Below are 23,980 nucleotides of genomic sequence, written 5' to 3'. Positions count from 1 at the left end.
GGAAGATGCCCGATAGCTACTCGCTGCAAAACGTCTCGTGCAGATGCCGCCAGATCACCCGCCCGGATTCGGTTTTTTCAAACACCACGGTTGAGCGCCGATCCGTGTGCGATCCACTGGCATCGGTCTGCTGTTCGCGGTAACTCACCGTCGCACCACCTTCATGCAAGGCAATCCCCGTAAGCTCGCCGAGCTCGATCCGGAACCCGCTCTTCTTGCCGCCCGCCATTTGAAACAACGCACGCAAGGCCTCGAAATCCAGCACGCGCCCCAGCGGCGTCACCATGGAAAAACGGGGCGAAAAACGTGTCAGCAATCGCTCCAGTGCAGCCTCGTTTTCCTCCACGGAAAACCATCGTTCGATGGCCTCATGGGCCTGGATCACTTCGTCAAAATAGTCGGCATAGTCAGTCATGTGGATTTTTCCTGAAGGTGAGGTGAGCGCAGAAGGTTGAACACTTTTGTCGAGTCGAATCGCAGCACGGCGGCCATCGGCAACAGCGTCAGCAACGCGGCGGCGAGAAAGCAGTATTTGAAACCGTTGGCGCCCAATGCGCCCAGCAATGAACTGAGCAGCGCCGCGCCGAGGCAGAAACCGAGTTGGCGATTGATATTCCACAAGGCGCTGGAGTGGCCCATTTTTTCCGGTGTGATGCCGACAAATGCAAGGGTCTGCGCGGTGACGCTGCACAGACTGCCACCCAATCCCATCAGGGCATAGGCGAGGATCAACAGGGCGCTGACGGGTTGCTCGATCTGCATCAGCACGACGATGCCAACGCATTGCAACAGCATGCCGGCGATCAGCAATGGCTTGGGGCCGATCCGGTTGAAGCTGCGTTTGCCCAGCATGATCGCCACACCCGAGGCGGCCGCCCAGGACAGCATCAGCGCCCCGGTTTGTGCTGCACCGAAACCGAGGTCGTGCAGGTACAACACGGCAATCATGTTGGTGCCGGTGAAGATGCCGGGCACGAATAGATAGATCAGCATCGCCAGGCGCAACGAAGGGTTCTTGATCAGTTGCAGATCAAGGACTGCACCCGGTTTGCTCCAGCCATCACGCAGGTAGATGCACAAGGTGATGACGCTGAGCAGCAGGACAGCGCCCGCGAGATGTCGGGTTGCGGGCTCGCTCGCCAGACTGACGGCCATCAGCAACAGACTCAGCGCTGCCACCGCCAGCAGCAAGCCGCGGGAGTCCAGTGTCGGGCGTGCGTTTGCTGGCTGATCCACTTTCAACCAGAGCAGGCCCAGACCGAAAGCGAAAAGCGCCACCGGCATGTTCAGGTAGAAAATCCAGCGCCACGACAATGCCTCAACGATCAAACCACCCGCCGCTGGCGACAGGGCCGGCACCATCAGCGCCACCAACAAAACCACGCCAGTGAAGTGTGCACGTTGTGTCGCCGGAAACTCCCGATAGGCCAAGGCCTGACCCACCGGCAGCAGCAACCCGCCACCGAGCCCTTGCAGCAGTCGCCAGCCGATCAGGCTTTCAATCGAACTCGCCTGAGCGATGAGCCCGGAGGCAATCCCGAACACCAGCAGCGAACCGAGGATCAGCCGCCGCTCGCCCACCCGCGCAGCCAGCCACACGCTCATCGGAATGATCAACGTGAGCCCGAGCATGTAGGCGTTGGTGATCCACGCCAGTTGCGTCACCGAGGCGTGCAACTGCGCGGCAATGTCCGGGTAGGCAATGCTCGCGGCGAACATGTTCAGCAGGTCGAGGGCGAACCCCAACAGATACACCAGCGCGACTTTCGAGCGATAGGCCATGGCAGCTTCCCTGTGATGAGGCGTGCAGGGTAGGGCGCTTGTGGCGATAGAAATACGCTGGTTTGGCTGCTAGTTTGTCAAAATTATTTTGACGACGAGCGCTGCGAATATGGTCAGCCTGGATCGATTCGATACCTTCAAAGCCGTGGTCGAGGCCGGCTCTCTGACCGCGGCCGCTGACATCCTGGGGCAGACGCGCGCGGTGGTGAGCTTCAACCTCAAGCGGCTGGAAGAAGAGTTGGGCGTCACCTTGCTCACCCGCAACACCCGGCAACTGGCCCTGACCGATGCCGGCGAACGTTTTTATCGACGCTGTTTGCGCACGCTGGACGAAGCACGGCTGGCCATCGAGGAGGCACGCTCGGAGCACTCGCAACTCAAGGGCACCCTGCGCATCACCACGACCGTGGAGTTCGCGCTGGCTCAGGTGGTGCCGGCGCTGGAGGTGTTTCGACAACAGCAGCCGCAACTGAACATTCACTTGTCCACCTCTTCGACCCATGCCGATCTGATCTCCGAACGCTTTGACATGGCAATTCGTCTGGGCCGTATGCACGACTCCAATCTGCGGGCGGTGCAGTTGTCGACGTTCGAAGTGTTTGCCGTGGCGGCGCCGGGGCTGGTTGAGCGATTTGTGCCGGTCGATACGCTGGTGGTGCTGGAGTCGATGCCGACGCTGGGGCATGGGCGAGTGCCGGAAATGACGGTTACCGATTCCGCCGGCACCGAGCATATCTATCAGGCGAAACCGGGGACCACCGCCATTGTTGCCGACAACTCCGCGACCCTGCGTGCCTTTGCACTGACCGGGCAAGGCGTGGCGATTCTGCCGCAATGGCTGATTCAGGAAGACTTGGACGCCGGGCGGTTACAGCGCTTGTTGCCGGACTTTCGCTTCGCCCGGCAAGGCGTGTACGCGCTGTACCCGGACACCCGGCACCTGCCGTTGAAGGTGCGGGCGTTCATTGATTTCATGAAAGGTTGGGGCTGAGATTCTGTATTGGCTGTTCTGGCCCCATCGCCAGCAGGCTGGCTCCCACACATTTTCTGCGCCCTGCCGAAATCCCTTGTGGGAGCCAGCCTGCTGGCGATGGGGTCGACTCGATCTCTTAGAGTTGCCCGCGCAAGCCGAAACGCTTCATCAACGTCGATTCCAGCAACCCCTTCGGCAACAACGTCGCCAGCAGCGGCAACGCCCGGCTGCCATTGCCGATGCGGATCAGCCGTGGCGGTTTGCTCTGCTGCACAGCCTTGAGCAACTCGGCGGCAAAGTCGCTGGCCGGCGTCGGTTTGTCCTGCGAAGCCTTGGCCCGCGCCCGAATGCCTTCGCGCAGGGGAAACCACGGCGATTGTTCGTTGATCAGTTGTTCGGCCTCATGCCCGGCATTTTTGGCGAAGCTCGATTGAATCGCCCCCGGCTGCACTTCCATCACGCGAATTCCGAACGGCGCCAGCTCCATGCGCAATGCATCGCTCAACGCATGCACCGCCGCTTTCGATGCGCAATACGCGCCGGCAAATGGCGTGACCAGCACCCCGGAAACACTGCCGACATTCACCACCAATCCCTTCGCCCGGCGCAGCACCGGGAACAGCGCACGGGTCACGCCGACAATTGAAAACACGTTGGTCTCGAACTGGCGCTGCATGGCCGGAACACCGCCGTCGAGCAGCGGCCCCATGGCGCCGTAACCGGCATTGTTGATGAGCACGTCGAGGCCGCCGTGTTGCTGGTTGATTCGCTCGGCGAGTTGTTCCAGCGCGACGTTGTCATTGACGTCGAGCTGCACCGCCGTGAACCCGGCAGCTGCGAGTGCCGCGACATCTTCAGCCTTGCGTGCACTGGCCCAGACCTCGTAGCCGGTGCTTTTGAAGGCATCGGCGAGGGCGCGGCCGATGCCGCTGGAACAACCGGTAATCAACGCAACGGGCATGGCGCATTCCTTGTGCAAAAGAGTGGGAGAGGGGATCAGTCGGAGAAACTACCCTGCAATCGCTCGGCGCGAAACTCCAGGGTTTGCGGGCGATAACCGGGACGCAGCGGCGGCATCGGCAAACAGTCTTCCCAATTGCCGCCAGCCTGCAATTCGCCGGGGCCGCGATAGCGTGGGGCGGCGTATTGATTGTCGGCCAGGTTCACGGTGTCGCCCGGCGCGTACGCCGCGATACGCCAGCGCAGTTCGGTCAGCGGCACGTCGTTGCCGTTGTTCATCTTGAGCAGCAGCGGGCGGTCGGCGGGGCAATGCTCTGGGGCATAGACGATGCGCAGTTCAAGCCGCGCCAGTTGCTTGACCTCGCGGTTGTCCAGCCACACCACCCACATCGCCACAAGCCCCAGGCCCACAGCGGCGGCCATCGACACCGGCAAGGCCTTGGCCGGGTAGCGCAACAGCAGGATCAGCCAGGTGATGACCAGCAAGACGCCGATGAACATGTCGCGAAACCTCGTGGGCAGGGAAGGTTCATCCTACCTAAGCCTGGAGGCGGTTGGCGAACAAAAAAGCCCCCGCCCAACCCGCTGCGGATAGGGGACGCAGCGGGCTGGACGGGGGCTTCTTATTGCGGAGCGCTTACTGCGCGATGGTTTTCACCGACACGCCGCGTTCGATCGGGGTGGAGCGACCGTAGATGTCTTCGAAGCGCTCGATATCGTCTTCGCCCAGGTACGAGCCTGACTGCACTTCGATGATTTCCAGCGGGATCTTGCCCGGGTTGCGCAGGCGATGGACCGAGGCGATCGGGATGTAGGTCGACTGGTTCTCGCAGAGCAGGAACACGTTTTCATCGCAGGTCACTTCGGCAGTGCCGCTGACCACGATCCAGTGTTCGGCGCGGTGGTGGTGCATCTGCAGCGACAGGCACGCGCCCGGTTTGACCGAGATGTGCTTGACCTGGAAACGCCCGCCCATGTCCACCGAGTCGTAGGAGCCCCACGGACGGTAGACCTCGCAATGGTTCTGGGTTTCGCTGCGACCCTGCTCGTTGAGGGTGTTGACCATCTGCTTGACGCCTTGGACCTTGTCCTTGTGGGCGATCATCATGGCGTCCTTGGTTTCGACCACCACGATGTTTTCCAGACCGATCACCGACACCAGTTTGCCGTTGCCGTGGATCATGCAGTTCTTGCTGTCCTGGATCACCACGTCGCCCTTGCTGACGTTGCCGTTGGCGTCCTTCTCGTTGACCTCCCACAGCGACGACCAGCAGCCGACATCGCTCCAGCCGGCGGTCAGCGGCACCACGCAGGCGCGCTGGGTTTTTTCCATCACGGAATAGTCGATGGAGTTGTCAGGGCAGCAGGCGAAGGTGGCTTCGTCGAAGGTGATGGTGTCGGCGTCTTGCTGGCTGCGTTCGAGGGTCAGCAGGCAGGTGTCGTAGATGTCCGGATCGTGCTTTTTCAGCTCTTCGAGGAAGCGGCTGGCGCGGAACAGGAACATGCCGCTGTTCCAGTAGTAACCGCCGGACTCGACGTACTCGGTGGCGCGTTTGACGTCGGGTTTTTCCACGAAGTGCGAGACACGGCTCACGCCTTCCGGCAGCAGCGAATCGCCGGTGGACTTGATGTAGCCGTAACCGGTTTCCGGTTTGGTGGCCGGTACGCCGAACAGTACCATTTCGCCGTTTTCTGCAGCGACGGTGGCCAGGGCCAGCGCACGTTGCAGGGCTTTCTGGTCTTCCAGAACGTGGTCGGCCGGCAGCACCAGCATCAGTTCGTCGCGACCTTCATTGACCAGCATCATCGCGGTCAGCGCCACGGCCGGTGCGGTGTTGCGACCGAACGGTTCCATCAGGATGCGTTGGCATTCCAGATTGCGGTTGGCCAACTGCTCGTTGACGATGAAGCGGTGATCCTTGTTGCAGACCACGATCGGGGTGTCCATGCCTTCGAACACCAGACGCTCGAGGGTCTGCTGGAACAGCGTGTGTTCGCCGGTCAGGGCGAGGAACTGCTTAGGGAATTGCTTGCGCGAAAGCGGCCAAAGACGTGAACCGCTACCACCTGACAAGATCACCGGAATCATATTGTTTACTCCATAAAATCGATTGGGTCAGAGCCCCTGTGGGAGCGAGCTTGCTCGCGAAGGCGGCGTATCAGTCGACACATGTTGTGAATGCCGGACCGCTATCGCGAGCAAGCTCGCTCCCACAAAGGAAAATTGCGTCAGTTCAAAAGTGGGTTAGCGGGTCGACACCGGGCGTTTCACCCAGACTGGCGACAGGTTGCTGCCGTTACCGGTGACGTACAGCACTGCTGCTTCACCACGCTCCAGGGCGACCGGTTTCACGTCGCCGACTTTCTTGTCGCCTTCGTACAGCGCCAGGCTGACTTTCACGGGATTGATTTCACGCTCGCCACGGCCCTTGGCGGCCACGTTCGGCACCACGTCGGTCTTGCCGTCGGCGGTCTTCAGGGTCAGCGGCTTGTCGCTGAGGTTCTGCACGCGCACCAGGGATTTCTGCTTGTTCTTGAACGGAGGTTCTTCGATCAGTTGCGGCGCGCCGGAAGCGTTGTTCACCAGGGTGTAGTAATGGTCACCGGCGAGTTTCACCGGCAGGGTCTGGCTGCCGACCTTGGCGCTGTAGTCACCGCCCGGCATGAAGCTGAAATCGCTGCTGGCCAGCGGCGCGACGTCGGCGAGGTTGGTGCTGCCGACGGTTGCGCTGACTTCAGCGTTGCTGGCGTTGTAGACGCGCACAAAGGTCGAGCCTTTCGGTGCAGTCGGGCCGTACAGCGCAGCGTCGCCACCGGCGAAGGCCTGGACCGACAGCACGCTCAGACCGGCGACCAGAGCAATGCGTTTTGCGAGACGACGAGGAGTTGTAGTGAAAGTCATGGTGTACCTCTCTTTCAGTTTTGCGCCCGATCGGGCGTCTCGGATTTAGTGTTGATTGCTACGTTTTGTTGGCGCGCGCCGGCTTGTTTAAGCTCTGCGACCCACTGCGGGTCGGCGTCGCCGATTTCGTTGTTCACAGGCAGATATCGTTCAGGAAACTCCCAGATCAGCACCTGTGGCGGGCTGTTCTTGAAGTCATCGCTTTTCAGGTAGCTGAGCATCGGCAGGATCGGGCCGTGGCCGTCTTCTGCGTAGTTGACGACGTCGCTGTGCAGCGCTTGTTTCAGCGCACCGACAAAGTTCCAGTTGGGGTTGGCGCTGTAGCTGGTGCCGATCAGTGCAACTGGCACTTCGCTGTTGGCGAACAGCGCGTCGTCACCGGCAGGCTGCTCGGCGGCAGCCACGGTGTTGCGCTTTTGCAGCGGCTCTTGCGCCGGCATCAGGTTTTCGAACAGCGGATCCAGCGGCAGGAACAGACGCAGGTCGCCCTTGTGCGTGACCTTCTCGGCAGGCGTGGTGACGAAGCGCTGCGGCTCGCCGCTGAGCGGGAACTTGTCAGCGATGGTCTTGGCCAGGGTGTTGGCGGCGATTTCCGCGCCTTCCGGGGTCCAGTGGGTGTCGGTGCGCAGGAACACTTGCTGACCGTTCTGCTTGGCGGTTTGCAGCGGGCCGAGCAGGTCGGGGGCGAGGATCTTGTCCGCTGCGACCCGGGCGTGGAAATCCTCGTACAGGTTGGCGTGGATGCTTGCCGGTTTCACTTCACCCAGGTGTTCCGGGTACAGGCGAACCTTGGCCGGTACGATCGCCATCACCAGTTTCACGCCTTTCTCTTTCAGGGTCTGGCGCACGCCTTCGACCAGCGCATAGTTGCCTTGCAGGTTCAGCTCTTCGTTGACGATCGGGTTGAATTCCTCATCGCTGTACAACCACTGATCGCGACCGAGCACCACGCCCGGACGACCTTCATTGAACAGTTTGAAATCCAGCGCGGCCCAGAGGTTGGTGCCCAGGCGCTTGATCGGGAATTCATCGTCGTAGTGGGTTTCCACGGCTTTGGTCCAGCGGCCGTTGAGCACCGTCGCGTCGGCGTTGGTGCTGAAGCCGAAGAAGCTGCGCACCGACCACAGACCGAGCACCAGCAGGGTCACCAGAAACAGCGCGATGTAGAAGATGCGTAATGAGCGGGTCATGTCAGATCCCTCAGAACTGGAAGTAAAGGAACGGCGAGAAGCTTTGCGCCGAGAGTTTGAGAATCGAGGCGATGAACAGCAGCAGGATCAGCCCGCGCATCACGTAGCGCGACCAGTCCGCCGTCCAGTACGCCGGTTGTACCTGGGCGTCGACGCCGACGGTGTAGCCTGGCTCGTGGATGCTCGCCGGGTTTTCGCCAGGCGCGGCCTTGATCAGGCCCGGTTGCGCACCGGCAGGGCCGTCGCTCTCGACGTTGACCACAGGTTTGGTCTTCACCGGAGGTTGGTTGGTGTAAAGATCACGCAGGCCGAAAAACGCCAGGGTCACGTAAGCCACAACGAGGGTCGCGACTTGCAGGCCGGTGAGGCTCGCTTGATTGAGTTCCGACAGCGACCAGTCGCCGAAGCTGAACATCGCGCCGTACATGCGGCCCGCAACGTGCAGGTTCTCGGCGCGGAAGATCACCCAGCCCATGACCACCAGCAGGAAGGTCAGCGCCCAGCGGATCGGGTTGAGGCTGCGCGGCGAAGTGTTCAGGCCCAGCGCTTTTTCAATCGCCAGCCACATGCCGTGCCACGCACCCCAGACGATGTAGGTGATGTTCGCGCCGTGCCACAGACCACCGAGCAGCATGGTCAGGAACAGGTTGCGATAGGTCATCAGCGTGCCTTTGCGGTTACCGCCGAGGGTGATGTAGAGGTAGTCACGCAGCCAGGTCGACAGGCTGATGTGCCAGCGGCGCCAGAACTCGGTGATCGACTGGCTGATGTACGGCTGCTTGAAGTTTTCCATGAAGCGGAAACCCATCATCAGGCCCAGGCCGATGGCCATGTCGCTGTAACCGGAGAAGTCGAAATACAGCTGTGCGGTGTAGGCCAGCGCGCCAAGCCAGGCATCGCCCGTGGTCGGGTTTTGCAGGGCGAAGCAATGGTCGGCCACCACGGCGAGGGTGTCGGCGATGAAGACCTTCTTGATGAAACCCTGCATGAACCGCGTGCAGCCCTCGGAGAACTTGTCGAGGGTGTGGGTGCGGTTGTTGAACTGGTCGGCCAAATCACGGAAACGCAGTACCGGGCCGGCAATCAGGTGCGGGAAGATCGCCACGAACGCTGCGAAGTCGATCAGGTTGCGGGTGGCCGGGGTGTCGCCGCGGTAGACGTCGATGATGTAGCTGATCGACTCGAAGATGTAGAACGAGATACCGATCGGCAACAGCACGTGGGTCAGAATGAATGGTTCCAGGCCGACCGACGTCATCATCGCGTTGATGCTGTCAACGCCGAAGTTGGCGTATTTGAAGTAGCCGAGGATGCACAGGTCCACCGCCACGCCGAGCAGCAGCCAGCGCTGGGCCGGTTTGGTGCGCACGCCGGCGGCGCCGACTTTCAGGCCGATCCAGTAGTTCCACAGGGTCACAGCGGCGAACAGCGCCAGGAAGTCCACCCGCCACCAGGCGTAGAACACGTAGCTGGCGATCAGCAGCAGCAGGTTGCGATAGCGTTGCCCGCTCAGGTAGTACAAGCCGAGAAAGATCGGCAAGAACAGAAACAGGAACACGTTGGATGAAAATACCATCCCGATCTCTCCATGTTTGAACCAACAGTCAAGGGCCAAAGCCCCCCCAAACCCCCCGCTGAAAACTGGAGAGCTAACTCACACATCTCAAACCTGACACTTAACCTGTGGGAGCGAGCTTGCTCGCGAAAGCGGTGTGCCAGACGACATCATTTTTGAATGTCAGATCCTCTTCGCGAGCAAGCTCGCTCCCACAGGGTTTATCCGTGCCTTCAAGAACCTTTGTTGCCCTTTTCGTGGGACGGGTCGTAGACCTTGGTCAGGTCGCCACCGAGGCGAAACGTCTTGAACGGTTGCATCCCGTGCTTCTTCTCGATCACATCCGGCGAACAGGTGTAGAGCGTGCAGAACGGTTCAAGCCAGGCGAATTTCATGTCCTCTTTCAAATCGGTCATGTCCTGTTCCTTGCCGTTCTTTTTCTCGAAGTCCTCAGGGTCTTTCACCCCGGCCAGCACCCGGTCACCCAGACGTTTCAGCGCGCCGTTATTTTCCTGACGCAGATCCACACCGTTGACCTGGGCAAAACTGGCGATCATCGCCAGTGGCGGCAGGGCGTAGTTGTGGTAGGCGAGGGCGCGTTGCTGGCGCTTGAGTTCGTTCGGCAGATAACCGTCGGCATCGACCTGATTGACCCCGACCTTGTATTCCTTGACCGCCCAATCGAACAGGTCACGGCGGTTGGTCGCGACCGATGTCGCCATCACCGACCAGGCTGCCCAGTACGAGTGGTTGTTGGTTTTTTCCAGTGGGAGGTTGTCCCAGTCGCTGACCACCTGATCGGCCATCTTGCTGAACCAGGCTTCGATCAACTGCGCTTCCTGCTGGTGCTGGGCCAGCGGATGGGAGTCGGAGAACTTCAGGCGGATGTACGAAGAGGCCATGCTGCCCAGCGCCCATTTGCGCATCGACTTGCCGGTGTGGTTGAAGTCCTTCGACATCAACGCATCGGCCTTGGCCCAGGCGGTCAACCAGTTCAGCGTGCAATCGAGCTGTTCCGGACGACCGTCCCGCATGAACTGCATCACCCGTTTGGCGGTGCCGCGCTCCAGAGTGGTGATGTCTTTGGTGGTGTCGCGAAAGGCTTTTTCCGACTGCACGTTCAGCGTCGCGCGGGCCTTGTCCGAGCCTTCGTATTTGCTGCGAAATTGCAGCGGTCCGGTGTAGGGCGCCGGCATCGCGTCGCAGCCTTCGCTCTTGTCACCGGTCTTGAATTTATCCACAGGCGCAAAGTAGCCCTGAGGAGGACGCAGTGGCGCGGCGGCCTGCGCGGTGCCGGCGAAGATCGCCAGCCCGAGCAGCGTCGGCGCCAAGAGAGTTTTCAGTTTCGGATTTCGCATAGCAGACCTCATTGCCCGACCTGAGCGGTTTGTGGCCCAGCGCCCGGGAATACGTTGCGTTTGCAGATTTTCGCTTCGACTTTCTGTGGCGCGGTGCCCGCTTCCGGGCCCTGGACTTCGACGGCCAGCAGGTTTTGCGAGGCCCAGTCTTCGTCCGTGCGCAGCTCAAAGGCGAAACGACCGTCGGTGTCGGAGGTTTCCGGTTTCTCGATCTTGATGTCCTCGTGGCGACCGTTCATGTACCAGAGGGTGGCTTGCAGGGTTTTCACCGAGGTATCGGCGAAGCGGATGTCGACCTGATGGCTGCTGTTCTGCAGATTCAGGTTCTTGCTGTTGACCAGCAGTTCTTGTTTGCTGCCCGGCTTGAGCGTGGTGCTCGCGGACATCTGTGCGTCTTTGCCTTCGCAGCCGTTGTCGAGCAGGGACATCATCTGGCGATAGATGGTTTCCTGGTCGAGGCGGTACAGCGGCGAGAATTCCCAGATGAGAATTTTCGGCGGAGTCTTCTGGAATTCGTCGCTGCCCAGGTACTGCAACATCGAACCTTCCAGACCGCCGCCGGGGAACGCGACGTTGAGAATGTCGGCGCCGATGGCTTCTTCAAGGAACCCGGCGAAGTTGTAGTTCTTGCCGCTGTGCGAAGTACCCACGAGGGTGATCTGCGGGTTGCCGGAATCGCCGAACAGATCGCCGTCACCGGCTTCACCTTTCGGCTCGGTGGTGAACTGATCCATGTACTGGATCGCGTAACTGGTGCCGCACAGTTGCCCGGCCATGTTGTGCAGGGTGCCGGTCTTGCCCATGCGTCCGGAGCGTTTGGTTTCGAACTCACGCTTGGGAATGTCGGCGAAGGCCGGGATCTGCTTGACCTGCTCGGCGACGATTTTCGCCGTGCGCTGGGCGCCGTATGGCGTCCAGTGCTGGTCGCCGCGGAAGTAGAAATCGTGGGCGGGCAGGGTGTCCGGCAGCGATTCGTTGGTCAGCGGCGACAGGTCCGGCACCACGTAACCCATCTTCGCGAAACGGCCGAGCATGGTCTTGTAGTTGCCCAGCGCTTTCTCGTAATCGAACGCGGCTTTTTCTGCCGGGTTGAGCTTGTTGCGGTTCACCAGGCCACGGGTCGGCTGGTAGACGATCACCAGTTCGACGCCTTTGGCCTTGAACGCATCGTGCAGCTGTTGCAGGCGTTTGTAGCCGGCCGGGGTGGTGTTGAACTCGGTGCGCAAATCTTCCTGGGTCCGGAACAGCCAATCGCCCTGGGCCTGCACCAGCGTGGTGAAGTTCTGCTGATAACGCGTGGTGTAGTTCTTCGCGTCATGGGCGGCCGGGCACAGGCTGCAGCAAGGTTCGGCCGTGAATTTCGGCGGCTGGACTTCATCTGCGTGGGCACCATTGCTGGCCGCCAGAATGCCCACGGTCAGGGCCGACAGGCTGAGTAATTTGATCAGGTGTGGGTGCATAAAATTGTCCTCAGTCCCGCAGTTCGGTCTGGCGTTCGACAGGGTCGATCAGCACGGCTTTCTGCTGGCGCACCAGCAGGTCGAGAATTTCATCCTGGCGCTCGCCGAGGATGCCGTTGAAGCTGATGCCACTGGATTTGGTCGGCGCCAGCATCGACACGCGATACAGCTCGACACTCAGGGGCGAATCGATCGACAGCGGGCCGCTGCCGTTGGCCGCCAGTTCACCGCCGACCACGATCAGCGAGACCTGGGCGTCGAACGGGTCGAGCTTGATGTCACGGTCGGTGTCGGTCAGGTCCTTGATGTGCCCGTAGACGCCGGTCAGGCCGTTGGCCATGGCGACGTTTTCGTAGAGGCGGATGTTCACGCTGTTACGAATGCGGATGCCGTGGCGCTTGTTGCTGATGACCTTGTTGCCCCACAGCAGGTTGTCGGCGGACTCGTAGAGGGTGATGCCGTCGGTGTGGTTCTTGTAGATCTCGTTGTAGGCAATGATGTTGTTGACGCTGTTACGGTCGATCACCAGCCCCGAGAGGTGGTTGTCGTAGCTTTTGTTGTTGAAGATGAAGCTGTCGTTGACCTCACGGGAAATGATGATCCCGTGCTTCTTCTTCGTGCCGTACACCGTGTTCTCGGCAATGATCAGACCGTGGGAACGGTCGTGCGGGTCGATGCCGTAGACGATGTTGTCCTTGTAGGTGTTGCCCTTGACCACGAAGTCGCGGGTCTCGTAGCAGTAGAAGCCGTACCACATGTCCGAGAACTCGGAGCCGACGATCCAGCCGGTCGGCTCGGGACGCTTGAGCACCTTGGCCATGTTCGGCGTGTACTGGGAAATACTCACGCCGTAGGACTTACTGTTGGCGTAGCCGAAGCTGGCCATCTTGCTGTTGACGATGTAAGTCTCGGTGCCACCCCAGGCCAGCAGGAACGGACGGAATTCTTTCGGCGAACGGAAGGTTGCCGGGCCGTTTTCCTTCTCGCGCCAGCCGGTGACCTTGGTGTCACGCACGAACAGCTGGCCGTCGTTGACCAGGAACGAACCGGCCTCCTGGGACAGGCGCAACTCCTGGGTCTGGCCGTCGATTTCGAGGATGCCTTTACGGCCGACCACGATCGGCAATTTGGCCAGATAGACGCCCGGCGAGGTTTCGCTGAAGTACTGTTTTGGCAGTTTCTGCGCCAGTTCTTTCAGGTTCATGTAGCCGTCGTCGACGAAGATCGCCTGCGGGATGCCGTGCTGACGCACCACCCATTCGGCCATCTTGTTGTCGCCGCCGATGAAGTCCTTCAGTGCGTCTTCCTGCATCATCCGGCGCACGCTGATCTTGCCCGGTTTGCTGCGCACGATTTTCGCGGCGGCGGCTTCGGCGGTGTAGCCGGAGAGGTCGGGCAATTTCGGCTTGGCCAGTTCCAGCGCTTCGGTCGGCGCGCTGCTGACGGTGTAGGTCTTGGCCTGTTGCAGCTCCTTCGCGGTGGTCACAGGCTTCGCTGGTTCCACGTTCGCGAAGGCGCCAGCCGAGGCCAGCAGCATCGCGCCGGCCAGCAGGCTGAGTGAGCCTTTGCGGGCACTGTTCATGTCGGGCACTCCCTTGGCGGTCAGCATCAGAAGCGCCAGATCACGTCGATGAACGCGCGGTGCATGTACGAATCGACCTGGCTGCCATAGGCATCACCCGGCTTGAACACGCCGCCCCGGAAGCGCACCAGCGCCGAAGGCTCGTCGATCGACTGGCTCAGCGCCGCCGGCAGCAAGCCTTGCTTGAAGTACTTGGTGACCACCAGATCCATTTCCTGACCCAGATCCTTGTTGCCGTCCTGCAGTGGCAGCGAGGTGCTGGAGAGGATCGCGCCGGTGACGTCGTCGGTGTTGTTTTCCACGGCGTTGATGCCGTTGCTGCCCACCGGCTTGTTGCCGTCCACGCGCCAGAACTTGTGGTAGATCAGGCTGGCGTCGTACTGGTCGTTGAGCATCCAGGAACCGAACAGGGTGGCGGTCTGCATGTTGTTCATTTCGCCACGGAAGGCCTCGCCGAAACGGTGAACGCGGGAGCGAGTACCGGTGTAGTTCGAGCGGTTGCTTTCCAGGCCGTTCTGTTCGTAATCGGCGCTGGCACGGGCATACGCCGCACCGACCTGCCACTGCGGATCGAGGCGCAGACGCACACCGATGTCGGTGGCCCAGCCGTCGACGTTGTCGCTGCGCTTGGCTTGCGCCGGGCGAGTGCCATCGGCGTTGAGGGCGTTGACCGTGTCGCGGTCGCCGCTCATACCGGTGATGCTGCCCCAGTAGTTGACGGTGTTGGTGTTGCGCCAGTTGTAGGCGTCGCTGTCGGCGGTCAGGCCGAGCCAACTGATGTCGCCGTTCTCTTTCTTGTCCAGCGAATCGCCGGCCACGCCCGGCTCCGGATAGTCGAGCTTGCCGTCGTCATGGGTGTGGTGGCCGCGAATCCCGACCCAGTTGCCCGGCGTCCACTGGTAAGCGGCATCGGCGTAGGCGTGCAGGCGATCCTTGTCTTTCGGCGCCAGCTCCTTGAGGTCGGTGCGGTATTCGCTGAAGCGTTCGGCGACACCGGCGTTGGCGCGCAACAGGGTGGTGTCGAAGGTCCAGTTCAGAGCTTCGATGTTGGTGTCGCGCCACTGGCCGTCGTCGTTGCGCAGGCGCTGGCGACCGAACTTGAGGATCTCGCCGGGGTAGGGCGTCAGGCCGCTGTAGCCGACCCAGAATTCGCGCATCGCCAGGTAGTTTTTCTTGGTCTTGCGGTCGCCGTTGTCGGTGGTCTGGGTGCCTTCGCTGTCAGACTGCTGCAGGGTGTCGGTCTCGATGATGTCGGTCGAGGTCACGGCCTGGCCCATGGCGTAGGCGCTCCACGCGCCGCTCTCGCCGTAGACCCACGGACGCAGGTCGAGGCCGACGCCGTTGACGTCGCCGCCGCTGGCGGTGCCGAGGTCGCGGTCGTCTTCGGACTGGCCGGTGATTTTCACTTCGAGGCCGAAGTTCTTCGATTCAGTCATCGCGGCCAGGGTCGGGCAAGACCAGATCAGCGCGAACGTGAGGCCAATGCCGGCCTTCACAAAGGGATTCAATTTCATAATTTTTCCTCGCCGTCTTCTTCTTGCAGGGCGTGCAGTTGCAGCGTGTTCTGGCTCAGGGCGCCACGGGTCGCCTGTTCCTGTTGCAGCAGGCGCTGGGCTTCGGCCAGGCGCTCGGGCGGCAGTTGCGCGGCGAGGGTGGTCGCCAGCTCATCGGCTTGCGGAGTGTTTTGCGCCTTGGCCAACTGACTGAACACGTAGGCGTTGAGCGGGTCGGGCTTGGTGCCCTTGCCTTGGGAGAACAGCTGGGCGATGGCGTAGTCGGCGCTGTTCTGGCCGTTGCGCGCAGCGGTGAGCAGATGGTCGAGGGCCTTCTGCGGATAGACCTTGCCCAGGTAGCCACGGCGGTAAATCTGGCCGAGGTAGTAATCGGCGGCGACTTCGCGGCCGACGGCTTTCTGGAAATGTTCCTCGGCGACTTTCGCGTCGGCCGGGACCAGTTTGCCTTCGTAGTAGAGCTTGCCCAGCAACAGTTCGGCGCGCGGCTGGTCGGCGGCGCGACCGTTGTCCAGGTACTTCATCATCTGGTCGGTGTCGCCCAGTTCCGGGAAGTCATACAGCAGCTGCGCGAGGGTGACCCACGACGCCGGGTAGCCCGGCGCGATCGGCTCGAGCAGCGACTGCGCGGTTTTTTCGTCGGTTTTGCCCAGGGTCGAATCGGCCAGCACACGAGCCACCGAATCCACGCGTTGAGCGCTGACGGTGCCGCGGCTGTAACCGGCCTGCAGTTGCTTGATCAGTTCGGCCTGTTGCTCCGGCGCGCCACGTTTCTGATAGACCGTGGCCAGCTCGACGTAGCAGATGTCGGTGGTGTTGAGCGCGGCTTTGCAGATTTTTTCCACGTCATCCAGGTGCTGGTCGTAAGTGCCCTGGGTGCGATACAGCAGCACCTGCGCCAGACCGGCTTCCGGGTAACCGGATTTGCGCCATTGGTCGATCTGCTGTTGAGCGTTGATGTTCGGGAAGCTGTGCGGGTATTGCAGATAAAGCATCGCGAGCGGGATCAGCGTGTTGCCTTCGCCACTGGCGGCCGCTTTCTTCAGCAGGCTTTCGGCTTCCTGATGCTCGGCTTCGGTGGAGCCGGGCTTGGCCACCAGCAAACGGCCGAGTCGGGCTTGGGCACGCGGCGAAACACTGGCGGCGGCGCGGTAGGTGGCTTCGGCCTGTTTCATTTGTTCCGGGTCGCGGCTGTCGACCTGGATGTCGGCGAGGCCCACCTGGGCTTCGCTGTAACCCAGATCGGCCAGCGCACGGTAGTTCTGCGCGGCGGTCGCTGTGTCACCGCGCTTGAGCGCTTCGTTGGCCAGACGCTGGTCGGGCAGGCCGGCGCAACCGGCCAGACTGACTGCCAATGCCAATGCGCACACTGAACCCATGTGGGAGCGAGCTTGCTCGCGAAAGCGGTGTGTCAGTCGGCACTGAGGCTGAATGTCAGAATGCATTCGCGAGCAAGCTCGCTCCCACAGGGTTTGTGGTGTGCTCGAGATGGGTGGAGTAGTCACGGGCATGTCCTCGACTTAAAGACCGGCAGCCATGGCTTTGTCGATCAGCCAGTTCAGGTTCGGACCACGGTCGCTGTTCACTTCCACCGGGCGGCCGGCGAAGCTGCTGTCCAGCGGCTCGTCAGGCTGGATCTGCACGCGGATGTCGGAGGACAGGTCGGCGCTTTTCAAGCTCGTGCTGCTGACGATCTTGCCGGTGCGGGTCTTGTCTTCGCCGGCGATCTGGAAGCTCACCGGGGTGCCCGGACGCACGTCGCCGAACTGGCGATAGGAGAAGCGCGCGTCGACGGTGGCCTGGGTGTTGCGCGGTACCAGCGAGAAGATCACGTCGCCCTTGCTCGCGTATTGACCGTCGGCCACCAGTTGCTGGGCCACGGTGCAATCGCACGGCGAGGTCAGGGTGCCGGTCATTTGCTTGCCGAACAGTTCTTCAACCTTGGCCGGTTGCAGTTGATCTTCGTCCAGATGGCCCTTGAGCACATCGAGCATGCTGGTGCTGAAGGTCGCCAGAGGTGCGCCTTTGGCGGCAACACCGTCGGATTTCACCAGGCTCTGCACGGTGCCGTCGCGCGGCATGGTGATGTTCATGCCCGGCACGCTGACCAGACCGGCCTGGGCATGGCTGACGAAGTACATGCTGTACACCGATTTGAAAATGAATCCCGCCGCCACGAGGCCGACCGCGAAGACGCCGGCGCTGAAGGTCACGGCTTTCAGGCGACCGAACGGGGTCATTCCATGGCCGCCATCCTTTACCTTGCGCGCCTTGGTGAAGTTGTCGCGCTGCAGGGTCGCCAGCACTTCACCGATGCTGACGATGTCGCCGGCCAGGTGCGAAGTGATCAGGTGGCGCAGGGTCGAAATGTCCTGCGGTTCGAGGTTCTGGAACTGGCAACCGGCGCGGCCGGTCTGGCGGTCGAAGGAGCGCACCTGCAGCTCCACGTCCATGGCCAGGCCGAGGTTGTCGATGACGAATTGCAGACGTGCCTTGTACACCTCGCCGACGGTCAGCGGCAGTTGGCCGGCATTGAACGCCAGGCCGCCGGCAGACAGGTCGATGACCCGCGCATCGACCGGTGTCCGGTCAGGGCCGAAGAACCGCAGCTTGGCCGGGATTTTGACCCGGGCGTGCTGGCGCTGGGCTTCGGATTCATGCACTACGTTGACGTTGACGGCGGTATTCATAGGGGCGATTTCCTTGTTAATTCAAGAGGGGGCGGGTCAGACCATCATCAGCAGCACGGCGACGAAAATGCTGCCGGCGGAGAAGGTCATGGTCCGAGACGACCAGGTGTTGAACCAACGTTGAAAGCTGGCGAGATCACGGGTCAGGGCAGTGGGTTGTCGGGTCCAGGATTGTTGGTCGAGGCGGAAGAACACGTAGATCTTCACCAGCGCGCCGACGATCTGGTTGTAATAGAGAATCGCCGGGTAGGCCGGACCGATCCGGTGGCCCGAGCACGACAGCAACAGCGTCAGAATCAGCCGGGTGATGCCGATCCACAGCAGGTAAACCAGGATGAATGCGGTGCCGTACTTGAAGCTGGCGATGATTGCCACGGTCAGGCCGAGCAAGGATGTCCACATCGAAACGCGCTGGTCGAACAGCACCACCGAGGTGAAGGCGCCGAGGCGTTTCACGCCAAGGCCCAGAGCCCGGGAGTTCTGCCGCAGATTGTTGCCGTACCAGCGGAACATCAGTTTGCGGCTGGCTTTGATAAAGCTCTTTTCCGGCGGGTGTTCAACGGTGTTGATCGCCGCGTCCGGCACGTAGAAGGTGTCGTAGCCCAGGCGCATCAGACTGAACCAGCTCGACTTGTCGTCGCCGGTCAGGAACTTGAAACGGCCCAGACGCCAGTGTTGCAGCGAGTCGCTTTCGACGTCGGCGATGAATTCCGGGTTGGTGACCACGGTGGCGCGGAACACCGACATGCGCCCGGTCATGGTCAGCACGCGCTTGGACAGGGCCATCGAGCACATGTTGATGTGGCGCTGGGCGAAACGCAGCTTGTGCCACTCGCTCATGATGTAGCCGCCGCGCACTTCGCAGAATTCGTTGGTAGTCAGGCCGCCGACGTTGCCGAACAGCTGGAACCACGGCACGGTCTTGCGCACGGTGCCTTCGCCGAGCACGGTATCGCCGTCGATCACGGCCACCACGGCGCGGTCGTCCGGCAGGTGACGGGAGATCGCGCGGAAACCGAATGCCAGGCCATCGCGCTTGCCGGTGCCGGGGATGCGCACGAAGTCGAGCTTCACACGTTCTGGCGGATTCATACGCGCCCACAGCGCCTTGACCAGCAGCTCATCGGACATTTCGACGATGGAGCAGACCACGGTGGTCGGCAGTTCGCAGTCGATGGCTTCGCGGATCACCGAGCTGTAGACCTGCGCGGTGGTCAACGCGTCGATGCGAAAACTGGTGACCATCAGAAACACATGCGACGGGTCCGCCGCTTTACCCAGCTTGCGAACCTTGCGGCGCAGGTGCGGGTAGACGATGTAGAGAAAGATCATGCCGCGCACAAAGTGCGTGGCACCCATCGAGTAGCGCCAGATACCCACGGCGCCAATCAGGAAAATGAAGTCCTTCGACTCGGAGTCGAACGTGGACACGGGCAGCATCAGGGCCAGGCCCATCAGCAGGCTCAGAAACAAAAGCCAGCCGGCGGATTGCAGAAAAAAATGTTTGAGCTTGGACATGACCGTCATCCGAAGGTGATGGGGGCTTCAAGCCGCCGCCGATTCACGGCGTGCGGCTTGAAACTCGGGGCTTGCCGCTGCGTTACCAGCAGATGCCTTCGGTGCGGGTGCCGGCATCGGTGGCCTTGGCCATGAAGCCGACCAGGTCGATGACCTGCTTGCCGTGTGGTGCCTGCTGGGCCAGCGCGCGGAACTTCTCGTCGCGGTTGCCGAGGATGATCACGTCGGAGTTGTCGATCACCGAATCGAAGTCCGCGTTGAGCAGGGACGACACGTGCGGGATCTTCGACTCGATGTAGTCCTTGTTCGCGCCGTGGACACGGGCGTACTGGACGTTGCTGTCGTAGATGCTCAGGTCGTAACCCTTGCCGATCAGCATCTCGGCCAGTTCCACCAGCGGACTTTCGCGCAGGTCGTCGGTGCCGGCCTTGAAGCTCAGGCCGAGCAGGGCGACTTTGCGTTTGTCGTGGCTTTCAACGATGTCGAAGGCGTTCTGCACTTGCGATTCGTTGCTGCGCATCAGCGAGTTGAGCAGCGGCGCTTCGACGTCCAGGGAACCGGCGCGGTAGGTCAGGGCGCGCACGTCTTTGGGCAGGCACGAACCGCCGAAGGCGAAGCCCGGGCGCATGTAGTACTGGGACAGGTTGAGGGTCTTGTCCTGGCAGACGACCTCCATCACTTCGCGGCCATCGACACCCACCGCTTTGGCGATGTTGCCGATCTCGTTGGCGAAGGTCACTTTGGTCGCGTGCCAGACGTTGCAGGTGTACTTGATCATCTCGGCGACGGCGATGTCCTTGCGGATGATCGGTGCGTCGAGTTCTTCGTACAGCGATTGCAGAACGTCACCCGAAGCCTTGTCGAATTCGCCGATCACGGTCATCGGTGGCAGGTCGTAGTCGGCGATTGCGGTGGATTCACGCAGGAACTCAGGGTTCACGGCCACACCGAAATCAACGCCGGCTTTCTTGCCGGAGCAGTCTTCGAGGATCGGGATGACAACGTTTGCCACGGTGCCCGGCAGTACGGTGCTGCGCACGACGATGGTGTGACGGGTGGTCTTTTCACGCAGGACAAAACCGATCTCGCGGCACACCGCTTCGATGTAGTTCAGTTCCAGATCACCGTTCTTTTTGCTCGGCGTACCGACGCAAATCATCGACAGGTCGGTGTCGCGAATCGCCTCGGCGAAGTTGGTCGTACCGCGCAGACGACCGGTCTGGATCCCTTGTGCCAGCAACTCGCCCAGGCCTGGTTCGACAATGGGAGATTTGCCAGCATTGATCATGTCGATCTTGTCCTTGGCAACATCGACGCCAACCACGTCATGGCCCCGTGCAGACAGGCAACCGGCACATACCGCGCCAACGTAACCCAAACCAAATATGCTGATGCGCATCGCAATTACCTCTGTATATATCAGGCCGTTAGAGGGCCGGAGTTAATGGTGTTCAGCGGTCAAAGTGCACTCGAAAGTACGGCGCGCAGGCGTCGCAATGCCGTGTGCAGGCATACTAAGTTTCGAGTGTCTAAATAAGTGCACTCAAGTTGTGCGCAACCAGGGCTTAATCTTGTTATTTGCCCTGTCATGCAGCCGATCCTCTATCTTGAGGATGTTCGTGCATTCTTCATGCGCGCTTGATGTCGGGCGAAAAGCCCGTGGATCAAGCGGTTCGGTGCTCAGGCGAGCACGTCAAAAGAGTTTGGCCTTCAGGCCGTACAGGTGATCGTCATGGTGCGTATCGCCTGCCCCTTGTTAGTTGTTCAGAGGAGTTATTCCATTTGCGCAAGTTGCTGTGACAACTTGGTTACATGGGTTTAACTCTGCGTAAGTTATCTCGTACAAACTCGGCGAGAATCGTTACCGGTGGTATGAGCTATGCATTTGGACATAGTTCCTGTCCGCTCATCGCGAAATCTGAAATTTTTTGAAATATTGAGAAAGATGGCACTGCTCTCATATTGATAGCACTTTCGATTTCGCCCTTTATTAATAGGGAGAAAAGCGCGTTAGATGTTTTTGTGCCACTACCGTTTGAAAATTTAGGTGCCACTACTGAAAAAAATGACAACTGTCGAGTGAAACTAAAGATAGGAAGGAGGGTGCTGATTTTATGGCGCCAATAAAACGGCGTAAAAGGGCGAGGATTTTTTGACGTCGTGCGAGCTGCACGACTCTCTCTATGTAGAGTCGTGCATCCGGCATGCTTTATTCGGGGGCGTGATCGCGCAGGAACACCAGATTGTCCGGTTTCGATTGCTCGGCGCTGTAGCGATAACCCTGTACGTCGAACTGCTTGAGGGCCGCCGGGTCGTTGATGCGTTCCTGGATCACGAAGCGGCTCATCAGGCCCCGGGCTTTCTTGGCATAGAAGCTGATGATCTTGTACTGGCCGTTCTTCAGGTCCTTGAACTCGGTATTGATGATGCGCGCGTTCAGGGCCGTGCGTTTGACCGCCGAGAAGTATTCGTTGGACGCCAGGTTCAGCAGCACGTCGTCGCTCTGATCGGCCAGCGCTTCGTTCAGCCATTCGCTGATGCGCGTGCCCCAGAAGGCGTACAAATCTTTACCTCGGGCGTTGGCCAGTCTGGTGCCCATTTCCAGGCGATACGGCTGCATCAGGTCGAGCGGGCGCAGGAGGCCGTAGAGGCCGGAAAGCATGCGCAGGTGCTGTTGCGCGTAATCGAAATCGGCTTCGCTGAAGCTCTGGGCGTCGAGTCCGGTGTAGACGTCGCCCTTGAAGGCCAGCAGTGCCTGTTTGGCATTCTCGGGAGTAAACGCTGGCGTCCAGCTGCCGAAGCGTGCGGCGTTGAGTCCGCCGATCTTGTCGGACACGTGCATCAGTTCGCTGATCTGCGCCGGGCTCAGTTCGCGCAGTTGCTGGATCAGTTCCTGGGAGTGGTCGAGGTATTGCGGCTGGGTGAAGCGCTGGGTCGCCGGCGGTGTTTCGTAATCGAGGGTCTTGGCGGGGGAAATCACCATCAGCATGAAGTCGTCTCCTTTAATCGTGGGGGCGATTCTAGGGGGTTGTCGGTGTTGACTCCAGCTATCAAGTCCATAGGTGATCGACGGCTGTACACAAATCCTGTGGGAGCGAGCTTGCTCGCGAAGAGGGCGTTCCAGTCGACTGATGTGCTGGATGACACACCGCATTCGCGAGCAAGCTCGCTCCCACAAGGGATAGGTGTTGCTGCGGGGAATGGGGCAGGATCGGCTATAGTGCGGCGCGGGTTTTGTTATGGAGACACCCTTTGCGCATTGTTCTTTTTTTCACCGCGTGGCTGTTGAGCGTCAGTGCCGTTGCGGCGCCGGGCGATATCGCGACGCTGGATCGCAGCACCTGGCCGGAAAAACTCGACAATCCGACCCTGTTCGATGTCGCCTCGCGGGCGGAAATCCTGATGTTTGCTCGCGGCCTGCTCGGCACCGAAGCGCTGGACGAAGCGGCGCTGGCCCAGCGCCTGGGACTGCGCACGGTCAATCTGGATGCGATCAACAGCCTGCGCGAGCGCCTGTGGCAGCGTCTGCTCGCCAATTACAACTTCGCCCAGCAAAGCTGTGATCAGGACGCCTCTTTCTGCTTCCTTGTCGAAGACCTGCCGACGCTGCGTGAGCAGGCCGCCAAATTCGTGGTCAGCGACGAAAGCTATTACACCAGGTGGGCCGAACCGAGCCGGATCTTCCACCTGCAATACCTCGATGAGCTGATGCGCAAGGCTGCGTTGTCGCCGCAGACCACCAGCGAACTCGATCATTTCGGTGACTACGAGCGCAACGGCGACGACATGCACGACCGCTTGTTTCTGCTGAGTTTCGACAGCGCCGCCAACCTGCAACCGGACAACACCGACTGGCTCGCGGAGTACCTGCGCAAGTCGAACCTGAGCGGCACGTTCTTCATGTTGGGCAAGGATGTTCAGGCGCGGCTGGCCGACCGATCCGTCAGCAACCTGCAAGCGGCGTTTTCGCAGCAGTGCGTCGGCGTGCAGGGCTGGGAGTTCCGCTCTCACAGCCACTGGCAGGACTGGCAGGATTCGGTGCGGCGCAGTGCCGATCTGGTTCGCAACAAGCTGCCGGAAAACTACGTGCCGCTGTTTCGTCCACCGGAAGGCCAACGTCGCAGCGATGCCCGGGGTTTCTTCAACAGTCAGGGCCTGCAAGTGGCGCTGTGGGACATCGATGCCCAGGACGGCGCCGGCAAACTCAAGGGCAATCCGAGCGCGCAGCGGGTGCTGACCCTGATGCTCCTGTGGCGGCACGGGGTGATCAATTTCAACATGAAACAGGATGCGGTTAAGACCGCGTTGCCGTGGCTGATCACACAAACCGCGCAAAGCGGCATCGGCTGGGAAGACTGTCAGGACGCGTTTCGCTGAAAAACGGCAAGAGCCCGTAAACATTGGGCTTGGGGTGAATTTTTTGCAGAATTCGATGCAGGCGGACTTCCGACTCTAACGGGGGCAGGGCGGTCCGCCAAGGGCTTTTCGTCACTTTGCAA

General features: G+C 60.8%; 19 protein-coding genes. 2 read left to right on the top strand and 17 right to left on the bottom strand.

Features of this window, described 5'->3' with window-relative positions; all coding sequences use genetic code 11:
* Positions 1-16: 16 nt before the first annotated feature.
* The gene (locus N8H71_RS15850; RefSeq protein ID WP_262194714.1) at positions 17-415 is read right to left on the bottom strand and encodes a DUF4440 domain-containing protein; all 399 of its coding nucleotides are present in this window, start codon (positions 413-415) and stop codon (positions 17-19) included.
* The gene (locus tag N8H71_RS15845; protein ID WP_262194713.1) at positions 412-1,782 is read right to left on the bottom strand and encodes an MFS transporter; all 1,371 of its coding nucleotides are present in this window, start codon (positions 1,780-1,782) and stop codon (positions 412-414) included. The genes N8H71_RS15850 and N8H71_RS15845 overlap by 4 nt, the downstream gene beginning before the upstream one ends.
* 109 nt (positions 1,783-1,891) lie before the next feature.
* On the opposite strand from N8H71_RS15845, the gene N8H71_RS15840 reads away from it, so the two are divergent.
* Positions 1,892-2,773, top strand: coding sequence for a LysR family transcriptional regulator (locus N8H71_RS15840; RefSeq protein ID WP_262194712.1), 882 nt, complete (start codon positions 1,892-1,894; stop codon positions 2,771-2,773).
* A 118-nt stretch (positions 2,774-2,891) separates the two neighbouring features.
* Here the strand turns inward: N8H71_RS15840 and N8H71_RS15835 are convergent, their stop codons facing one another.
* From N8H71_RS15835 to yaaA, 15 genes are all read right to left on the bottom strand, one after another.
* A complete protein-coding gene (locus tag N8H71_RS15835) occupies positions 2,892-3,716 on the bottom strand; it encodes an SDR family oxidoreductase (RefSeq protein WP_262194711.1) in 825 nt (274 codons plus the stop codon).
* Between the two features lie 35 nt (positions 3,717-3,751).
* Positions 3,752-4,216, bottom strand: a complete 465-nt coding sequence (locus N8H71_RS15830; RefSeq protein WP_085690590.1) for a multidrug transporter — start codon at positions 4,214-4,216, stop codon at positions 3,752-3,754.
* A 136-nt stretch (positions 4,217-4,352) separates the two neighbouring features.
* Positions 4,353-5,804 carry a mannose-1-phosphate guanylyltransferase/mannose-6-phosphate isomerase gene (locus tag N8H71_RS15825; protein WP_007969551.1) on the bottom strand — a complete coding sequence of 484 codons (1,452 nt, stop codon included), beginning with the start codon at positions 5,802-5,804 and terminating at the stop codon, positions 4,353-4,355.
* Positions 5,805-5,960: 156 nt separating this feature from the next.
* A complete protein-coding gene (locus N8H71_RS15820) occupies positions 5,961-6,617 on the bottom strand; it encodes an alginate O-acetyltransferase AlgF (protein ID WP_127796978.1) in 657 nt (218 codons plus the stop codon).
* A 14-nt stretch (positions 6,618-6,631) separates the two neighbouring features.
* On the bottom strand, positions 6,632-7,807 hold the full coding sequence (locus N8H71_RS15815; RefSeq protein WP_262194710.1) for an alginate O-acetyltransferase: 1,176 nt from the start codon (positions 7,805-7,807) through the stop codon (positions 6,632-6,634).
* Positions 7,808-7,817: 10 nt separating this feature from the next.
* Positions 7,818-9,383 (bottom strand): MBOAT family O-acyltransferase, encoded by a 1,566-nt coding sequence (locus N8H71_RS15810; RefSeq protein ID WP_262194709.1) that lies wholly within the window; start codon positions 9,381-9,383, stop codon positions 7,818-7,820.
* Positions 9,384-9,595: 212 nt separating this feature from the next.
* Complete coding sequence (locus N8H71_RS15805; RefSeq protein ID WP_115076623.1) at positions 9,596-10,720, bottom strand: mannuronate-specific alginate lyase; 1,125 nt, start codon at positions 10,718-10,720, stop codon at positions 9,596-9,598.
* A gap of 8 nt (positions 10,721-10,728) precedes the next feature.
* Positions 10,729-12,180: an alginate O-acetyltransferase gene (locus tag N8H71_RS15800; protein WP_262194708.1), complete on the bottom strand. Its 1,452-nt coding sequence runs from the start codon at positions 12,178-12,180 to the stop codon at positions 10,729-10,731.
* Positions 12,181-12,190: 10 nt separating this feature from the next.
* Positions 12,191-13,762, bottom strand: coding sequence for a mannuronan 5-epimerase AlgG (gene algG / locus N8H71_RS15795; RefSeq protein ID WP_262194707.1), 1,572 nt, complete (start codon positions 13,760-13,762; stop codon positions 12,191-12,193).
* A 26-nt stretch (positions 13,763-13,788) separates the two neighbouring features.
* Complete coding sequence (locus tag N8H71_RS15790; protein WP_085608137.1) at positions 13,789-15,276, bottom strand: alginate export family protein; 1,488 nt, start codon at positions 15,274-15,276, stop codon at positions 13,789-13,791.
* A complete protein-coding gene (gene algK, locus N8H71_RS15785) occupies positions 15,273-16,784 on the bottom strand; it encodes an alginate biosynthesis TPR repeat lipoprotein AlgK (RefSeq protein ID WP_279309628.1) in 1,512 nt (503 codons plus the stop codon). The genes N8H71_RS15790 and algK overlap by 4 nt, the downstream gene beginning before the upstream one ends.
* A gap of 9 nt (positions 16,785-16,793) precedes the next feature.
* A complete protein-coding gene (locus tag N8H71_RS15780) occupies positions 16,794-17,963 on the bottom strand; it encodes an alginate biosynthesis protein Alg44 (RefSeq protein WP_262194705.1) in 1,170 nt (389 codons plus the stop codon).
* A gap of 36 nt (positions 17,964-17,999) precedes the next feature.
* Positions 18,000-19,481, bottom strand: coding sequence for a mannuronan synthase (gene alg8, locus N8H71_RS15775; protein ID WP_262194704.1), 1,482 nt, complete (start codon positions 19,479-19,481; stop codon positions 18,000-18,002).
* Between the two features lie 82 nt (positions 19,482-19,563).
* On the bottom strand, positions 19,564-20,880 hold the full coding sequence (locus tag N8H71_RS15770; RefSeq protein WP_115076628.1) for a nucleotide sugar dehydrogenase: 1,317 nt from the start codon (positions 20,878-20,880) through the stop codon (positions 19,564-19,566).
* Between the two features lie 810 nt (positions 20,881-21,690).
* A complete protein-coding gene (yaaA, locus tag N8H71_RS15765) occupies positions 21,691-22,470 on the bottom strand; it encodes a peroxide stress protein YaaA (protein ID WP_262194703.1) in 780 nt (259 codons plus the stop codon).
* A gap of 263 nt (positions 22,471-22,733) precedes the next feature.
* Here yaaA and N8H71_RS15760 point away from each other — a divergent pair, with 263 nt between their 5' ends.
* On the top strand, positions 22,734-23,858 hold the full coding sequence (locus N8H71_RS15760) for a polysaccharide deacetylase family protein (RefSeq protein ID WP_262194702.1): 1,125 nt from the start codon (positions 22,734-22,736) through the stop codon (positions 23,856-23,858).
* Positions 23,859-23,980 lie beyond the last annotated feature (122 nt).

It is taken from the genome of Pseudomonas koreensis (assembly GCF_025447595.1).
Taxonomy (GTDB): Bacteria; Pseudomonadota; Gammaproteobacteria; order Pseudomonadales; family Pseudomonadaceae; genus Aquipseudomonas; species Aquipseudomonas koreensis_H.
Note: the sequence above shows the minus strand (reverse complement) of the source record. Positions and strands in the feature narration are given on the sequence as shown.

Bases quoted from the DNA above. Each gene is read 5' to 3' on its own strand.
- N8H71_RS15825 (WP_007969551.1), bottom strand. From the start codon at position 5,804: ATGATTCCGGTGATCTTGTCAGGTGGTAGCGGTTCACGTCTTTGGCCG.
- alg8 (WP_262194704.1), bottom strand. From the start codon at position 19,481: ATGTCCAAGCTCAAACATTTTTTTCTGCAATCCGCCGGCTGGCTTTTG.
- N8H71_RS15820 (WP_127796978.1), bottom strand. From the start codon at position 6,617: ATGACTTTCACTACAACTCCTCGTCGTCTCGCAAAACGCATTGCTCTG.
- N8H71_RS15770 (WP_115076628.1), bottom strand. From the start codon at position 20,880: ATGCGCATCAGCATATTTGGTTTGGGTTACGTTGGCGCGGTATGTGCC.
- N8H71_RS15835 (WP_262194711.1), bottom strand. From the start codon at position 3,716: ATGCCCGTTGCGTTGATTACCGGTTGTTCCAGCGGCATCGGCCGCGCC.
- N8H71_RS15840 (WP_262194712.1), top strand. From the start codon at position 1,892: ATGGTCAGCCTGGATCGATTCGATACCTTCAAAGCCGTGGTCGAGGCC.
- yaaA (WP_262194703.1), bottom strand. From the start codon at position 22,470: ATGCTGATGGTGATTTCCCCCGCCAAGACCCTCGATTACGAAACACCG.
- algK (WP_279309628.1), bottom strand. From the start codon at position 16,784: ATGCCCGTGACTACTCCACCCATCTCGAGCACACCACAAACCCTGTGG.
- N8H71_RS15845 (WP_262194713.1), bottom strand. From the start codon at position 1,782: ATGGCCTATCGCTCGAAAGTCGCGCTGGTGTATCTGTTGGGGTTCGCC.
- N8H71_RS15810 (WP_262194709.1), bottom strand. From the start codon at position 9,383: ATGGTATTTTCATCCAACGTGTTCCTGTTTCTGTTCTTGCCGATCTTT.
- N8H71_RS15780 (WP_262194705.1), bottom strand. From the start codon at position 17,963: ATGAATACCGCCGTCAACGTCAACGTAGTGCATGAATCCGAAGCCCAG.
- N8H71_RS15800 (WP_262194708.1), bottom strand. From the start codon at position 12,180: ATGCACCCACACCTGATCAAATTACTCAGCCTGTCGGCCCTGACCGTG.
- N8H71_RS15850 (WP_262194714.1), bottom strand. From the start codon at position 415: ATGACTGACTATGCCGACTATTTTGACGAAGTGATCCAGGCCCATGAG.
- N8H71_RS15815 (WP_262194710.1), bottom strand. From the start codon at position 7,807: ATGACCCGCTCATTACGCATCTTCTACATCGCGCTGTTTCTGGTGACC.
- N8H71_RS15830 (WP_085690590.1), bottom strand. From the start codon at position 4,216: ATGTTCATCGGCGTCTTGCTGGTCATCACCTGGCTGATCCTGCTGTTG.
- algG (WP_262194707.1), bottom strand. From the start codon at position 13,762: ATGAACAGTGCCCGCAAAGGCTCACTCAGCCTGCTGGCCGGCGCGATG.
- N8H71_RS15805 (WP_115076623.1), bottom strand. From the start codon at position 10,720: ATGCGAAATCCGAAACTGAAAACTCTCTTGGCGCCGACGCTGCTCGGG.
- N8H71_RS15790 (WP_085608137.1), bottom strand. From the start codon at position 15,276: ATGAAATTGAATCCCTTTGTGAAGGCCGGCATTGGCCTCACGTTCGCG.